The organism is Caballeronia sp. GAWG1-5s-s (assembly GCF_023631445.1).
GTDB lineage: Bacteria > Pseudomonadota > Gammaproteobacteria > Burkholderiales > Burkholderiaceae > Caballeronia.
Genome location: NZ_JALQDC010000022.1, coordinates 130,813 through 145,630 on the forward strand (window position 1 = coordinate 130,813; position 14,818 = coordinate 145,630).

The window sequence follows — 14,818 nt, forward strand, 5'->3', positions numbered from 1 at the left end:
CGTTCGTCTGCCGCCGCACGAATCGCCTTGTTCTGTGTGATCTTGGAATGTAGTATCTGGTATATCAGAGGCATGCACGAATACGACCTTAGGAGACGAGCATGAAGATCTGCGTGTATGGCGCTGGAGCCATCGGCGGTTACATGGGCGCGCAACTCGCGCGGGCCGGAGCGGACGTCAGCTTCGTGGCGCGCGGGCCGCACCTCGCGGCGATGCAGGCGAACGGCGTGCGGCTTCGAATCGACGGAGAAGAGCACACCGTCAAGGTGCGCTGTACGGACAATCCCGCCGAGCTCGGGCCGCAGGACTACGTGATCATCGCGCTGAAGGCGCATTCGGTGCCCGGCGTGGTCGACCTGATGCCGCCGCTGCTCGGCCCGGATACGGCCATCGTCACCGCGGTCAACGGCTTGCCTTACTGGTATTTCTATCAGCACGGCGGCGCGCTTGCCGGCACGACGCTGCAAAGCATCGATCCGGGCGGCAGGCAATGGAGCGTCTTCGGGCCGGAGCGGGCCATCGGCTGCGTGCTGCTGCCGGCGGCGGAAATCGCGGAGCCGGGCGTCATCGAGCATCACTACGGCAAGAAGTTTCCCATCGGCGAGCCGAGCGGGGAGATCACGCCGCGCCTTCAGGCCCTGCACGACATCATGGCGGCCGCCGACATGGAAGCGCCGATGCGCGACAACATCCGCGATGAAATCTGGCTGAAGCTCTGGGGCAACCTCTGTTTCAATCCGATCAGCGCGCTGACGCACGCGACGCTCGATGTCCTCACGAGCGACCCCGGCACGCGCGCGCTCTCAAAGGCGATGATGCTGGAAGCAAAGGCGATCGGCGACAAGATCGGCGTCAACTTCCGGGTGGACGTGGAGCGGCGCATCAACGGCGCGGGGGCGGTTGGCGCGCACAAGACGTCGATGCTGATGGACTGCGAAGCGGGCCGGCCGATGGAGATCGACCCGCTCATTACGGTCGTGCAGGAAATCGGCCGCCTGGTGCACGTGGAGACGCCGATGATCGATGCGGTCCTCGCATTGATCAAGCTGCGCGAAGCGGTGAATCAGGGAACCGCGCGGGCTCCAGCGCCGCCGCAGACGCAAAAAGCGGCCTAAACTGGATCGAAGGACGCCAGCGTTGTTTCTGATATACAAGATGCAAAATATGTTGCGTCCTGCTGCGACGCAACATATACTAGAGGCTCTTGAGTGATTTGACCGGAGCCTGAAATGAGCATCGCCTTGTTGGTAGTCGTTGGAATCGCGCTGGTTGCCGTGGGTGTGGGCGTTACGTTTATGATTGCGTCGGCGGTGCCGCAGGACATGCTGCAGCGCGCACAGGAACACGGTCGCTTTGCCGGACTCGCGGCGGACGACCAGAACGGCGGTTCGGGCAAGCGCGTCGTCGCGGACCGTCCGCAAATGGGAAACCAAGCCATCAATGCCATCTGATACTCAATCCGTAGACAGGCCGGAAGTTCGCCCGAACGGGCTGACGCTTTCGCTGGAGCCGATCAACGCCACGGTTTCGCTGCGCGATCAGGCGTACGCGAAACTGCGACAGGCGATTGCGGAGGCGGACATCTACCGTTCGCGGGAAGAAATCCGTCTGGACGAAAAAGAGCTGACGGAAGCGTTGGGCGTCTCGCGAACGCCTATCCGCGAGGCCATGACGCTTCTGGAGCAGGAAGGGTTTCTGCGCACGGTGCCGCGCCGCGGGGTGTATATCCTGCGCAAGACCAAGCGCGAGATCGTCGAGATGATCCACATGTGGGCGGCGCTCGAAAGCATGGCGGCGCGCCTTGCCACGCAGCGCGCGACGGACGAGGAAATCGCCCAGCTTCGCCACATGTTCGACAATTTCCGCGACAGCACGCCGGCCGAGCATATCGACGAGTATTCGGAAGCGAATATCGCGTTCCACCAGGCCATCGTGCGGCTGTCGAAGTCGCAGATCATCTTCGACACGATCAAGAACATCTTCGTGCACGTGCGCGCCATTCGGAAGATGACGATCTCGCAGAGCGACCGCGCGTCGCGCTCGATCGTCGATCACATGCGCATTATCGAGGCGCTGGAGAAGCGCGACACCGAGCTCGTCGAGCGGCTCGTGAGGCAGCATTCGCTGGATCTCGCGGCGTTCGTCGAGGCGAATTGCGATTTTCTGGACTGAGTTTCTGGCAGCGCGAGCAGTAAAGCAGAAGGCCGCACGGCAATCGCCGCGCGGCCTTTTTTTGCGCTCGCAAGACGCGCTAGCGGATCGCCCGCAGCATCGTTTCGCCGAGCGCCGCTGGCGAATCGGCGACGTGAATGCCCGCCGATTTCATCGCGTCGATCTTCGCGCTCGCCGTGCCCGAGCCGCCCGAGATGATCGCGCCCGCGTGGCCCATGCGGCGTCCCGGCGGCGCGGTCGTGCCGGCGATGAAGCCGACCACCGGCTTTTTCGTTTTCGCGTCTTTCAGAAACTGCGCCGCTTCTTCCTCCGCCGATCCGCCAATCTCGCCGATCATGATGATGCCTTCCGTCGCGTCGTCGGCGAGAAAGAGCGACAGGCAGTCGATGAAGTTCGTCCCGTTCACCGGATCGCCGCCAATGCCGATGCACGTCGTCTGGCCGAGCCCGGCCGCGGTCGTCTGCGCGACGGCTTCGTAGGTCAGCGTGCCCGAGCGCGACACCACGCCGATCTTTCCCGGCTGATGAATGTGTCCCGGCATGATGCCGATCTTGCACGCGCCCGGCGTGATGACGCCTGGACAGTTCGGCCCGACGAGCCGGCTCGCCGACCCCGCGAGCGCGCGCTTCACGCGCAGCATGTCGAGCACCGGGATGCCTTCCGTGATGCAGACGATCAGCGGCACTTCGGAGTCGATGGCTTCGAGGATCGCATCGGCGGCGAAGGGCGGCGGCACGTAGATCACGGACGCGTCGGCGCCCGTTTTCGCGACCGCATCGGCCACCGTGTCGAAGACTGGGAGGTCGAGATGCGTCGTGCCGCCCTTGCCGGGCGTGACGCCGCCGACCATTCGCGTGCCGTAGGCAATCGCCTGCTCGGAGTGAAAGGTGCCTTGCGCGCCGGTGAAGCCCTGGCAGATCACCTTCGTGTTCTTGTCGATCAAGACGCTCATGGGGGCTTCCTTTCAGTGGTGGACGGCGCTGACGATCTTGTCGGCGGCGTCGGCGAGATTGTCGGCGGAAATGATGGTGAGTCCGGACGCGCGCAGAATTTCGCGGCCCGCATCGACGTTCGTGCCGGCCAGACGCACGACGAGCGGCACGCGCAAGTCGACTTCGCGCGCCGCCGCGACGACGCCTTGCGCGATCACGTCGCAGCGCATGATGCCGCCGAAGATGTTGACGAGGATGCCTTGCACCTTCGGATCGCGCAGAATCAGCTTGAACGCGGTCGCCACGCGTTCCTGCGTCGCGCCGCCGCCCACGTCCAGAAAGTTCGCCGGCTCGCCGCCATAGAGTTTGATGATGTCCATGGTGGCCATCGCCAGGCCCGCGCCGTTCACCATGCAGCCGATGCTGCCGTCCAGCTTCACGTAGTTGAGGCCGTGCTTCGCGGCTTCGATCTCGGCGGGGTCTTCTTCGTCTTCGTCGCGCAGGGCTTCGACGTCCGGATGGCGATACAGCGCGTTGTCGTCGAAATTGAGCTTCGCGTCGAGCGCCATGACGTCGCCGGAACCGGTCACCACGAGCGGATTGACTTCGACCACAGATGCGTCGAGTTCCACGAACGCCTGATACAGCGCGGCGATGAACTTCGACGCCGCTTTCACCTGATTGCCAGTCAGCTCCAGGCCGAACGCGATCTGCCGCGTATGAAAAGGCTGGAGGCCGGTTGCGGGATCGATCGCGACCTTGAGAATCTTCTCGGGCGTGCGATGCGCGACTTCCTCGATCTCCATGCCGCCTTCGGTCGACGCCATGATCGTGATGCGCGACGTCGCCCGGTCGACCAGCATGCCGAGATACAGCTCGCGCGCGATGTCGCAGCCTTCCTCGATATAGAGGCGCTTCACCTCCTTGCCGGCCGGTCCGGTTTGCTTCGTCACGAGCACGGACGACAGCATCTTATGCGCGTTCTCGCGCACGTCTTCCACCGACTTCACCACGCGCACGCCGCCTTTGCCATCGGGATCGTTGGCAAAGCGGCCCGCGCCACGTCCCCCCGCATGAATCTGCGACTTGACGACCCAGACCGGGCCGCCGAGCGCGTTAGCGGCATCGGCGGCCTCCTGCGCCGTGAAGGCGACGCGGCCTTGCGGCACCGCGACGCCGTACTTTCGCAGCAGCGCCTTCGCTTGGTATTCGTGAATGTTCATTGCGTCTCCTGTTTCGTCCGGCGCGTGCTGACAGCGAGCGCTCCGGTCGTTGTCGTGGATGCGCGTGACGAATGCAGTGGTCCGCGCTGATATGAGATATATCACATATCAGAGTCGAGTGGATATCAGGGAGTCGTTGTGCGTCGCAGCAAGAAGAAACGCGAAAAGCACATGCCACAGCGAGGAGTGGCGATCATGCACCGCATCACAGGGTTTGTTCCAATCAGAACATCGTTGACTAATACTGTGTGTGGAATATTGTATATCACAGCAACGGGACAACAGCGCAAGGTCCTGAGCGAAAGAACATCACCCCATTCGAGGAGGAGACAACACATGTCCGAAGTCGTCAGCAGCCGTCCGGAAGTCGCTCCAGCCACCACCACCGCCGATGACACGCTCAAGCAAAAGACGCGCGGCGCAGGCGTCATTTCGGGCGGCCATCTCGTTGCGCGCGCCCTCAAGAACGAAGGCGTCGATACCATCTTCACGCTGTGCGGCGGCCACATCATCGATATCTACGACGGCTGCGTCGATGAAGGCATCCGCATCATCGACGTGCGCCACGAACAGGTCGCCGCTCACGCCGCCGACGGCTACGCGCGTCAGACGGGCAAGCTCGGCTGCGTCGTGACGACGGCCGGCCCCGGCTGCACGAACGCGGTCACGGGTGTCGCCACGGCGTTTCGCTCGGAAAGCCCGATCATCCATATCGGCGGGCAGGGCGCGCTCACGCAGCACAAGATGGGCTCGCTGCAAGACCTCCCGCACGTCGACATGATGTCGCCCATCACCAAGTTCGCGGCGACCGTGCCGAGCACCGAGCGCGTCGCCGACATGGTTTCGATGGCCGCCCGCGAAGCGTTCAACGGCGCGCCCGGCCCGGCGTATCTGGAAATTCCGCGCGACGTGCTCGACCGTGAAATCGACGTCAGCAAGGCCGTGATTCCGCAACCCGGACGCTATCGCGCATCGACGAAATCGGTCGGCGATCCGAAGGACATCGAAAAGCTCGCCGATCTGCTCGTGAACTCCGAGCGCCCGGCGATCCTTTACGGCCAGCAAGTGTGGACGGCGCGCGGCCACGAAGAAGCGATCGCGCTGCTGCGCGGCCTCGACATTCCCGGCTACTTCAACGGCGCGAGCCGCGGCCTCTTGCCGCCGGGCGATCCGCATCACTTCGACCGCACGCGCTCGCAGGCTTTCGCGAAGGCGGATTTGATCGTGATCGTCGGCACGCCGTTCGATTTCCGCATGGGTTACGGCAAGCGCATCAGCAAAGAGCTGAAGCTGGTGCAGATCGACATGGACTACCGCACGGTCGGCAAGAACCGCGATATCGACCTCGGGCTCGTCGGCGATCCGGGCGCGATTCTCGGCGCGGTGCTGCAAGCCGCGAGCGGCCGGCTGAAGAACGACAAGCGCCAGTCGCGCCAGGCGTGGATGCGCGAACTCGCGGCGGCGGAAGAAACCGCGACCGCCAAGCTCATGCCGCTGTTCACGTCGGATGCGAGCCCGATTCATCCGTATCGCGTCGCGCACGAGATCAACCAGTTCCTCTCCGACGACACCATTTATATCGGCGATGGCGGCGACGTCGTGACAATCTCGGCGCAAGCCGTGCGTCCGCGCCGCCCCGGCCAGTGGATGGACCCCGGCGCGCTCGGCTCGCTCGGCGTCGGCACGGGCTTCGCCATCGCGGCGGGGCTCGCGAATCCGGAGAAGGAAGTGCTCTGCTACTACGGCGACGGCGCGTTCTCCATGACCTCGTTCGACATGGAAACGGCCAACCGCTTCGGCGTGCCGTATATCGCGGTCATCGGCAACAACTCGGCGATGAACCAGATTCGCTACGGCCAGCTCGCGAAATACGGCGAGGAGCGCGGCAACGTCGGCAATCTGCTCTCGGACGTGCCGTATGGCCGCTTCGCCGAAATGCTCGGCGGCTACGGCGAGGAAGTGTACGAAGCATCGAAGATCGCGGGCGCGTTGCAGCGGGCGCGCGAGTCGATCGCGAAAACGGGCAAGAGCGCGGTCATCAATATTTGGGTCGATCCTACGGTATACGCGCCTGGCACGATGGCCCAGACGATGTACAAATAAAGAACGCGATCGAAGACACAGGGAGACAGCCATGAACACCTCGGGCAAGGCACTGGATGGCGTACGCATCCTCGATTTCACGCACGTTCAATCGGGTCCGACCTGCACGCAGCTGCTCGCGTGGTTCGGCGCGGACGTCATCAAGGTGGAGCGCGCCGGCGCGGGCGACATCACGCGGGAGCAACTGCGCGATATCCCCGACGCGGACAGCCTCTACTTCACGATGCTCAACCACAACAAGCGGTCGATCACCATCGACACGAAGAATCCCGAGGGCAAGAAAGTGCTCGAAACGCTCGTCAAGAAGTGCGACGTGCTCGTCGAGAACTTCGCGCCGGGCGCGCTCGACCGCATGGGCTTCACGTGGGAGCGCATCCAGGAGCTGAACCCGGCGATGATCGTGGCGTCCGTCAAGGGCTTCGGGCCGGGGCCGTACGAAGACTGCAAGGTGTACGAGAACGTCGCGCAGTGCGCGGGCGGCGCGGCATCGACCACCGGTTTCGACGACGGCCCGCCGACCGTCACCGGCGCGCAGATCGGCGATTCCGGCACGGGGCTGCATCTGGCGCTCGGCATCGTGACGGCGCTGTATCAGCGCAACCGCACGGGGCGCGGGCAGAAAGTGCTGGCGGCCATGCAGGACGGCGTGCTCAACCTGTGCCGCGTGAAATTGCGCGACCAGCAGCGGCTGGAACGCACCGGCGTCATGAAGGAGTACCCGCAATACCCGAACGGCAAGTTCGGCGACGCGGTGCCGCGCGCGGGCAACGCGTCGGGCGGCGGCCAGCCGGGCTGGATCCTGAAGTGCAAGGGCTGGGAAACCGATCCGAACGCGTACATCTACTTCATCACGCAGGCGCCGGTGTGGGGCGAGATCTGCAAGGTCATCGGCAAGGAAGAGTGGATAGAGCATCCGGATTACAAGACGCCGAACGCTCGCCTGCCGCGTCTGAAAGAAATCTTCGCGGAAATCGAGCGCTGGACCATGTCGAAAACCAAGTTCCAGGCGATGGAAATCCTGAACAAGCACGACATTCCCTGCGGCCCGATTCTCTCGATGAAAGAAATCGCCGAAGAACCGTCGCTGAGAAAGACCGGCACGGTCGTGGAAGTGGACCATCCGGTGCGCGGCAAGTACCTGACGGTCGGCAACCCGATCAAGCTCTCGGACAGCCCGACCGAAGTCGTGCGCTCGCCGCTGCTCGGCGAGCATACCGATGAAGTCATGGCCGAGCTCGGCTACACGCCTGACCAGATCGCCACGCTGAAGAGCCTCGGCGCGATCTGAACCTTCACTCCCGATGCGCCCTTCGCGCGCTGCCCACAACGGGCGGCGCGCGGTCCAGACTCGTCCTCGAATACACGGAGACACGCCAACATGAACAGCACGGTCGTCCAGGAACGCAGCGAAACAGTCCAATCTTCCACGCCGGCATCGAACGTCGTGCCGTTGCACGCGGCCGACGCCAAGCGCCGCGTCGCGGAAATCTTCGAGCGGGTGAAGGCCGAGGGCCGCGCGTCGCTGACCGCGCCGGAAGGCAAGCTCGTCTGCGACGCATACGGTATTTCGGTGCCGCAGGAAGGCGTCGCGACCAGCGCCGACGACGCGGCCAAGCTCGCGTCCTTCATCGGCTTTCCGGTGGTTCTGAAGATCGTCTCGCCGGAGATTCTGCACAAGACAGAGGCGGGCGGCGTGCTCGTCGGCGTGAAGAACGAAGCGGACGTGAAGGCGGGCTTCGCGACCATCATCGAGAACGCGAAGAAGTACGACGCCAACGCGACCATTGTCGGCGTGCAGGTTCAGCAGATGGTCGGCGCGGGCCAGGAAGTCATCATCGGCGCGGTCACGGACCCGTCGTTCGGCAAGCTGATCGCGTTCGGGCTCGGCGGCGTGCTCGTCGAAGTGCTGAAGGACGTGACGTTCCGCCTGGCTCCCGTCACGCGCGAAGAGGCCGCGTCGATGCTCGACGGCATTCAGGCCGCCGATGTCCTGCGCGGCGTGCGCGGTTCGGAGGCCGTGAATCGCGAGGCGCTCGTGACGCTGATCGAGCGCGTGTCGCGCCTCGTCGACGACTTCCCGCAAATCTCCGAAATGGACCTGAACCCGGTCTTCGCGAGCCCGAACGGCGCGGTGGCGGCGGACGTGCGCATCGTGATGGACTTCGAGCCGGCCGAGCCGCGTTATCGCCCGACGCAGGAGCAGATCGTCAGGCAGATGAACCGCATCATGAAGCCGGATGCGGTCGCGGTGATCGGCGCGTCGAATGAGGACGGCAAGATCGGCAACTCGGTCATGAAGAACCTGATCAACGGCGGCTATCAGGGGACCATCTATCCGATCCACCCGAAGGCCGACGAGATCATGGGCCGCAAGGCGTACAAGAGCGTGAAAGACGTGCCGGGCGTGATCGACGTGGCCGTGTTCGCGATTCCCGCCAAGTTCGTCGCGCAGGCGCTGGTGGAGGTGGGCGAGAAGCAGATTCCCGGCGCGGTGCTGATCCCGTCCGGCTTCGCTGAAACGGGCAATCAGGAGGGGCAGGAAGAACTCGTGCGCATCGCGCGTCAGTACGATATCCGCATGATGGGCCCGAACATCTACGGCTTCTACTACACGCCGAAGAATCTGTGCGCGACGTTCTGCACGCCGTACGACGTGAAGGGCAAGGCCGCGCTCTCGTCGCAATCGGGCGGCATCGGCATGGCGATCATCGGCTTTTCGCGCTCGGCGAAGATGGGCGTGTCGGCCATCGTCGGGCTCGGCAACAAGAGCGATATCGACGAGGACGATCTCCTCACGTTCTTCGAACAGGACGACAACACGGAAATCATCGCGCAGCACTGCGAAGATCTGAAGGACGGCCGCGCTTTCGCCGAAGCCGCGCGGCGCGTGTCGAAGAAGAAGCCGGTCGTCGTACTGAAGGCGGGCAGAACGAGCCTCGGGGCGCGCGCGGCGAGTTCGCACACGGGCGCGCTCGCGGGCAACGACAAGATCTACGAGGACGTGTTCGCGCAATGCGGCGTGATCCGCGCCCGGTCGCTGCGCGATCTGCTCGAATTCGCGCGCGGCATTCCGAAGCTGCCGACGCCGAAGGGCGAGAACACGGTCATCATCACCGGCGCGGGCGGCTCGGGCGTGCTGCTCTCGGACGCCTGCGTGGACAACGGCCTTTCGCTGATGACCATGCCCGACGATCTCGATGCCGCGTTCCGCAAGTTCATTCCGCCGTTCGGCGCGGCGGGCAATCCGGTCGATATCACGGGCGGCGAGCCGCCGACCACGTACAAGAACACGATCAAGCTCGGGCTCGAAGACGACCGCATCCATTCGATCATTCTCGGCTACTGGCACACGATCATCACGCCGCCGATGGTCTTCGCCAAACTCGTGATCGAAGTGAAGGAGGAGATGAAGGCGCGCGGCATCGAAAAGCCGATCGTGGCGTCGCTGGCCGGCGACGTGCAGGTGGAGGAGGCCGCCGAATATCTGTACGAACACGGCGTGCCGGCCTACGCGTATTCGACCGAGTTGCCCGTCGCGGTGCTCGGCGCGAAATACAAGTGGGCGCGCGGCGCGGGCCTGATCTGATCCGATTCGATCCGAGGGAACGGCGCGGGCCGCGGCTCGCGCCAATTAGAAAAGGACTGCCGTGACCACCTGGATACGTTTTCGCGATGCCGACAGGCATATCGGCTTCGGCACGCTCGACGAGCGCTCGGGCCGCGTCGTGCAGCACGACGGCGCGCTGTTCGACCAGCCGCGCCCGACCGACATCTCCTTTCCCGTGGACGACCTCACGCTGCTCGCGCCCTGCGAGCCGAGCAAGGTCATCGCGCTGTGGAACAACTACTACGCGCTCTCGCAGAAGCTCGACAAGGCGCCGCCGCAGCATCCGCTCTTTCTGATCAAGCCGCCGATGTCGGTGATCGGGCCGAACGAGTCGATTCGCCGGCCGAAGAATTACCACGGCAAGATTGCCTACGAGGGCGAACTGGGCATCGTGATCGGCAAGGCGGTGTCGTGCGCGTCGGTGGAAGAAGCCGAGGATGCGATTTTCGGTTTTACCTGCGTGAACGACGTCACCGCCATCGAACTGCTTCAGGAAGATCCCAACTTCGCGCAGTGGTGCCGCTCGAAGGGCTTCGACACGTTCACGTGCCTCGGGCCGGGAATCGTCAGCGGTTTCGACTGGCGCAGCGCGAATGTCGTGACCACGGTGGAAGGCGTCGAGCGCCAGAACTACCCGCTCGACGACATGATTTTCTCGCCCGCCGAGCAGGTCAGCCTGATTTCACACGACATGTCGCTCGCGCCCGGCGACGTGATCGCGTGCGGAACGTCGATCGGCGTGGGGTCGATCAAGGACGGCGCGCGCGTCGATGTGTCGATCGCGGGGATCGGCACCTTGTCGAATGTGCTCGCCGCTTAGCGCATAAGACGGCCACAAACGACAAAGCCGGCGCGCGAGACGCCGGCTTCGTCGCTCAAACGCGTGCGCGCTGCGGTGATACGCAGCGCGTCGCGCTCAAAGACTACCGATCGCGATTCCACAACGCGCCCAGCAGGAACCCGACGGCCGCGGCGATCAGGATGCCGTTGATCGGCTGATCCGAGACGGCACTGCGAACGTTGTCGATCGTCTGCCCGTACGTCTGCTGCAGCGAGCCGAGCGCCTGACGCGCCTTGCCCTCGACCTGCGTGCCCGAATCGCCCGTCAGCGCGCCGACCGCGTCTTGCACCTTGCCGACCACGTTTTGAGCCGTGCCTTCCACTTGATCTTGCACCATGGTGCCTCCCATTCTCGTTGAAGCGGTTTGCGTTGGTATTGCCCCGTTACTGCTTCGATTCAACCGGCAGCGCCGGAACGGACGATAGAGCACGCTTCGTGCCCACCGCGCCGCGCGCTCATCTGCGATTCACCAGATCCGCCACCAGCGCGAGCAGATCGTCGATGGAAAGCGGCTTTCTGCGGAACCGCGCGTCGGGATGGTCGAGTTCCGGCGCGTTCGCGGCGGCGCTCATCAGAATGACCGGCACCTTGTTGAGCGTATCGCTTGCCGCGAGACTGCGGATCAACTCGACGCCGTCCATGTGCGGCATCATCCAGTCGGTGATGATGACGTCCGGCGCGCTCAGCTTGGCGGCGTCAAGCGCGATGCGTCCGTTCGACGCCGTCGTCACCTCGTAGCCTTCCATCTCCAGCACGAGCCGCCAGGTGGTCAGGATGTCGAATTCGTCGTCGACGACGAGGATCTTTTTCATGTGCGCGGGCCGGGATCGGTCACGGACAGCGCAGGCGAGAGCGACGGATGGCCGGACAGGATGCCTGTCGGCCCGATGAAGCTCTCCGTGATATGCAGGCCGCGCGCATCGATGGTCAGGCGGCGGATGCCGGAATCGTGCGCGCTCTCGCGCTGCTTGACGACCGACACCATCCGGTAGAGCGCGGAATTGGCCTCGACGTAGCGCATGAGGACGATGTTCTCGGTCATCGCCGACGCGCGCATGGTGGTGGGCGGCGCGGATTCGCCGTAGAGCGGCAGTTCCTCCGTGACGATGGTCGTGACGCCGGCATCGCGCAGTCGCAAAGTGAGCGCGTTCAGAAACAGTCCGAAACGTTCCGCGCGGTTGGCCGACTGATGAAAGCCGTCGATGCCGTCCACCACGAGCCGCGAAGCATCCGCGCGCGCGACGACGCCGAGCAGTTGCGCGGCAAGTTCGTCGATGGACAGTTCGACCGCCGAATGCCACTCGATCGCGAGGCGGCCGTCCTTCGCCGCGTCGGTCAGATCGATATTCACCGACCGCGCCTTCGCGATCAGCCGGTCCGGCGATTCGTACAGGCCGAAATAAACGCAACGCTCGCCCCGTTCGACGCCCGCCTGCAGGAATTTGAGCCCGAGCAGCGTCTTCCCGACGCCCGACGGCCCGACGAGCGTCGTCGTGGAGCCGCGCGCCACGCCGCCGCCCATCATGCGGTCGAACTCGGGAAAACCGAATGAGAGCTTCGAATCGTAATGGCGTGGCGCGTGCTGGTTGGCAGCCGATGCCTCCAGACGCGGATACGCCATGACGCCGCTATTCGAGATGCTGAAGAAATGCTTGCCGAGCAAGTGGTCGCGGGCGCGCAGCTTATGCACCTCGATCTCGCGCGCGCGGCGCATGCCGGTGCTGAAGCGGTTCAGTTCGATCAGCCCGTCGACGAGCGTGTGCTCCGGATGCGGCTCGTTGCCGGAAAGCGGCGCGAGAATCAGCGTGGTGCACCGCGTCGCGCTGACGAACGCCGACAGCTCGTGGATGAACTGCGAGAGTTCCAGCTCCGTCGAACTGAACTCGCGCGCGCTGCGAAAGCCGTCGATCACCATGAAGCGCGGGCGGCTCGACTTGATCGTGGAAGCGATCAGTGCGAGAAAGCCGGAAAGGCCCTCGCGCATGAGTTCGTGGTAGCCGCTCACGAAGAGCATGCGGCCGGAAATGGCGTTGGCGTCGTAGAAGGACAGGGCGCGCAAATGCGAGAGCAGCTTGGTGTGCGATTCCGCGATGAGCGTGATGTACAGCACCTTGTCGCCCTGCGCGACGCGATGAAAGCCGATTTGCGACGACAGGATCGTCTTGCCCGCGCCCGCCATGCCTTCGATCATGTAGAGCCCGCCACCGACAAAGCCGCCGCCGAGTATTTCGTCCAGGCCCGGGACGCCCGTGGTGACGTTGTCGTCGTTCGCGGCGCGCTCGGGTGAAGATTCGGCGGAGAGATTGTCGTCTTGGCTCATGGAATTTTCGTTTTTACTTGGCGCACGGGCTCGTAAAGAACGCGAATTATGGCTGACTACCGGCAACGTGTCGCCGTTTGAATCGCTCGCATTCCTGTGCGGGCTTTGAGCGGGCGGCTCCGTTGAGCGTCCGCGCTGCCGTCGCAAGCGGTCCTCACAAGTGCGCCGGCGTTTCGGCCTTGCATAATCCGAGCCCGTGGCGCCCAGGATCGCCGATTTGTCGCGGACAACGGCTGTTTGAGAACCCTCTCATGGGCGGCGGACGTCGCCGCTGGTCAAATACGGTCTTCGATGTCGTGGAGCCGCGCGTTCTCCGGCTCCGCCTCCCGGCGCGTTGCGCCAGCCTCCGTTTATCCAGCCATGAACCGTTCGTACTCGATCTGGAGCGCCGTCGCGCTCGCCGCCTGTCTGACTTCGTATTTGCTTTCGTCGGCTGCGCCCTCACGAGCCGCCGAGCCGTTGCCCGACGCGCATATTCTTTCCGCCGCGCCGTTTGCGTTCAGCGCCGATCGCGGCATTTTCTCGCCGATGCCTGTTTCACCTACGGACTCGCGCATATTTTCTCCGCTTCAAACGCCGGTTGGCCGCGACGCGGTGGAACTATCGGAAGCGCGAATCAGGCATCAGCAATTCGCATAACGCCGGTCAAATACCGGCTCGCATTAATCGCGGCGTCTCGTCATAATCCGGGCTAACCCCATTGTCGATGGTCCGGGGACGTTGCAATGAAGCGCCGGGCTGTTTCGAAAGTGGCGCTGATCGCGGGCTGCTGCGTGCTGTCGATAAGCGTGGGCGCCGCGCCCGGCGAAGCGCAATCCGCCCGCCCGCCGGATACGCTGGACAATGCGTCACCCGCAAACGGCGACGTCGCCGAATTAGAAGCGTTGACCCGCGACGGCAAAAAAATCATCACTCTGCGCAAAACCGTGAACGGCAGTTATGGCGCGACTCTCGCGTATTATCGCGAGCAAATGACGTATTACGCGGCCATGTTTCAGCTAGATTAAATCTGGCGCGTATTGGAAACACAAAATGAGGCGCGCGCCGAATCGGTTTTTTCGGATTTTGTGAAGTCGTCAGCGACGCTGGCCGATGCGGAGATTCGCCGCATCAAGCTCGAAGCCGAAACGGCCTACGCCCAGCGGCAGATCGCCGCGCAACAGGAACGGGCCAATCGCTTGCAGGCTGATCTCGATGTCGCTCGCGCGCAGCAAAGCGAAGTGGCGAGTCATCAGCAAGCGGAGCAGGACGCCATTCGCCAATTGCGCACGGAGCAGGCGGCGGCGCAGGCGCAGCTTCGCGCGCTGCAATTGCGCGTGCTCGAGTTGCAGAAGCAGGCCGACGGCGATCTTTCCGCGACGGGCAAATAACGCCTCATTCTCGGCTCGGAAAAGTTCGAAAAATTGGGATTTATCCCTGCGGGAGACGCAAAACGCGTTGCTAGAATCGCAACGCTTCAAAACGCCGCATCCCTTCCAGTCGGGAAAGCGCGCGTCACCCGTATCTCAAGCGCGCCTGATTCCAGGTCTCGCGTTATCAAGTCGAATCAAAGATGCTCAAAAAAACCCTTGCTGTCGTTTTCGCCGCCGCCGTTGTGCTCGCCGGTTGCTCCACCACTTC

General features: G+C 63.8%; 13 protein-coding genes and 1 pseudogene. 8 read left to right on the forward strand and 6 right to left on the reverse strand.

Translation table 11 applies throughout. From position 1 onward, the window contains the following. Window positions 1-101: 101 nt before the first annotated feature. From NCR34_RS14895 to NCR34_RS14905, 3 genes are all read left to right on the forward strand, one after another. Window positions 102-1,115 carry a 2-dehydropantoate 2-reductase gene (locus NCR34_RS14895; protein WP_250500276.1) on the forward strand — a complete coding sequence of 338 codons (1,014 nt, stop codon included), beginning with the start codon at window positions 102-104 and terminating at the stop codon, window positions 1,113-1,115. Between the two features lie 114 nt (window positions 1,116-1,229). Then, window positions 1,230-1,451 (forward strand): hypothetical protein, encoded by a 222-nt coding sequence (locus NCR34_RS14900; RefSeq protein WP_244849861.1) that lies wholly within the window; start codon window positions 1,230-1,232, stop codon window positions 1,449-1,451. Further along, complete coding sequence (locus tag NCR34_RS14905) at window positions 1,441-2,172, forward strand: GntR family transcriptional regulator (RefSeq protein ID WP_175941041.1); 732 nt, start codon at window positions 1,441-1,443, stop codon at window positions 2,170-2,172. The genes NCR34_RS14900 and NCR34_RS14905 overlap by 11 nt, the downstream gene beginning before the upstream one ends. Window positions 2,173-2,251: 79 nt before the next feature. Here the strand turns inward: NCR34_RS14905 and sucD are convergent, their stop codons facing one another. Both sucD and sucC read right to left on the reverse strand, forming a co-directional pair. Further along, window positions 2,252-3,124 (reverse strand): succinate--CoA ligase subunit alpha, encoded by an 873-nt coding sequence (gene sucD, locus NCR34_RS14910; RefSeq protein ID WP_250500277.1) that lies wholly within the window; start codon window positions 3,122-3,124, stop codon window positions 2,252-2,254. Window positions 3,125-3,136: 12 nt separating this feature from the next. Further along, window positions 3,137-4,327: an ADP-forming succinate--CoA ligase subunit beta gene (gene sucC / locus NCR34_RS14915; RefSeq protein WP_250500278.1), complete on the reverse strand. Its 1,191-nt coding sequence runs from the start codon at window positions 4,325-4,327 to the stop codon at window positions 3,137-3,139. Between the two features lie 336 nt (window positions 4,328-4,663). On the opposite strand from sucC, the gene NCR34_RS14920 reads away from it, so the two are divergent. The 4 genes from NCR34_RS14920 to NCR34_RS14935 all read left to right on the forward strand — a co-directional run bounded on the left by NCR34_RS14920 (window position 4,664) and on the right by NCR34_RS14935 (window position 10,857). Next, the gene (locus NCR34_RS14920; protein WP_250500279.1) at window positions 4,664-6,430 is read left to right on the forward strand and encodes a thiamine pyrophosphate-binding protein; all 1,767 of its coding nucleotides are present in this window, start codon (window positions 4,664-4,666) and stop codon (window positions 6,428-6,430) included. A 31-nt stretch (window positions 6,431-6,461) separates the two neighbouring features. Continuing rightward, window positions 6,462-7,718 carry a formyl-CoA transferase gene (frc, locus tag NCR34_RS14925; protein ID WP_175941045.1) on the forward strand — a complete coding sequence of 419 codons (1,257 nt, stop codon included), beginning with the start codon at window positions 6,462-6,464 and terminating at the stop codon, window positions 7,716-7,718. Between the two features lie 90 nt (window positions 7,719-7,808). Next, window positions 7,809-10,016 carry an acetate--CoA ligase family protein gene (locus tag NCR34_RS14930; protein ID WP_250500280.1) on the forward strand — a complete coding sequence of 736 codons (2,208 nt, stop codon included), beginning with the start codon at window positions 7,809-7,811 and terminating at the stop codon, window positions 10,014-10,016. A 61-nt stretch (window positions 10,017-10,077) separates the two neighbouring features. Continuing rightward, window positions 10,078-10,857 carry a fumarylacetoacetate hydrolase family protein gene (locus NCR34_RS14935; protein ID WP_250500281.1) on the forward strand — a complete coding sequence of 260 codons (780 nt, stop codon included), beginning with the start codon at window positions 10,078-10,080 and terminating at the stop codon, window positions 10,855-10,857. Between the two features lie 103 nt (window positions 10,858-10,960). Here NCR34_RS14935 and NCR34_RS14940 read toward each other — a convergent pair whose 3' ends face one another. From NCR34_RS14940 to NCR34_RS14955, 4 genes are all read right to left on the reverse strand, one after another. After that, window positions 10,961-11,215, reverse strand: coding sequence for a CsbD family protein (locus NCR34_RS14940; protein WP_250500282.1), 255 nt, complete (start codon window positions 11,213-11,215; stop codon window positions 10,961-10,963). A 118-nt stretch (window positions 11,216-11,333) separates the two neighbouring features. Further along, on the reverse strand, window positions 11,334-11,690 hold the full coding sequence (locus NCR34_RS14945) for a response regulator (protein ID WP_250500283.1): 357 nt from the start codon (window positions 11,688-11,690) through the stop codon (window positions 11,334-11,336). Further along, window positions 11,687-13,198, reverse strand: a complete 1,512-nt coding sequence (locus tag NCR34_RS14950; protein ID WP_250500284.1) for an ATPase domain-containing protein — start codon at window positions 13,196-13,198, stop codon at window positions 11,687-11,689. Before NCR34_RS14950 ends, NCR34_RS14945 begins: the two co-directional genes overlap by 4 nt. Window positions 13,199-13,548: 350 nt before the next feature. Next, a complete protein-coding gene (locus tag NCR34_RS14955; RefSeq protein ID WP_250500285.1) occupies window positions 13,549-13,755 on the reverse strand; it encodes a hypothetical protein in 207 nt (68 codons plus the stop codon). 168 nt (window positions 13,756-13,923) lie between these two features. Between NCR34_RS14955 and NCR34_RS14960 the strand changes: the two are divergent. Then, a pseudogene (locus tag NCR34_RS14960) lies at window positions 13,924-14,568 on the forward strand (DUF2968 domain-containing protein). Window positions 14,569-14,818 lie beyond the last annotated feature (250 nt).

Excerpts from the sequence above, each read along its gene's own strand:
- frc (WP_175941045.1), top strand. The coding sequence starts at position 6,462 with ATGAACACCTCGGGCAAGGCACTGGATGGCGTACGCATCCTCGATTTC.
- sucD (WP_250500277.1), bottom strand. The coding sequence starts at position 3,124 with ATGAGCGTCTTGATCGACAAGAACACGAAGGTGATCTGCCAGGGCTTC.
- NCR34_RS14905 (WP_175941041.1), top strand. The coding sequence starts at position 1,441 with ATGCCATCTGATACTCAATCCGTAGACAGGCCGGAAGTTCGCCCGAAC.
- NCR34_RS14930 (WP_250500280.1), top strand. The coding sequence starts at position 7,809 with ATGAACAGCACGGTCGTCCAGGAACGCAGCGAAACAGTCCAATCTTCC.
- NCR34_RS14945 (WP_250500283.1), bottom strand. The coding sequence starts at position 11,690 with ATGAAAAAGATCCTCGTCGTCGACGACGAATTCGACATCCTGACCACC.
- NCR34_RS14955 (WP_250500285.1), bottom strand. The coding sequence starts at position 13,755 with ATGCGCGAGTCCGTAGGTGAAACAGGCATCGGCGAGAAAATGCCGCGA.
- NCR34_RS14895 (WP_250500276.1), top strand. The coding sequence starts at position 102 with ATGAAGATCTGCGTGTATGGCGCTGGAGCCATCGGCGGTTACATGGGC.
- NCR34_RS14900 (WP_244849861.1), top strand. The coding sequence starts at position 1,230 with ATGAGCATCGCCTTGTTGGTAGTCGTTGGAATCGCGCTGGTTGCCGTG.
- sucC (WP_250500278.1), bottom strand. The coding sequence starts at position 4,327 with ATGAACATTCACGAATACCAAGCGAAGGCGCTGCTGCGAAAGTACGGC.
- NCR34_RS14920 (WP_250500279.1), top strand. The coding sequence starts at position 4,664 with ATGTCCGAAGTCGTCAGCAGCCGTCCGGAAGTCGCTCCAGCCACCACC.
- NCR34_RS14950 (WP_250500284.1), bottom strand. The coding sequence starts at position 13,198 with ATGAGCCAAGACGACAATCTCTCCGCCGAATCTTCACCCGAGCGCGCC.
- NCR34_RS14940 (WP_250500282.1), bottom strand. The coding sequence starts at position 11,215 with ATGGTGCAAGATCAAGTGGAAGGCACGGCTCAAAACGTGGTCGGCAAG.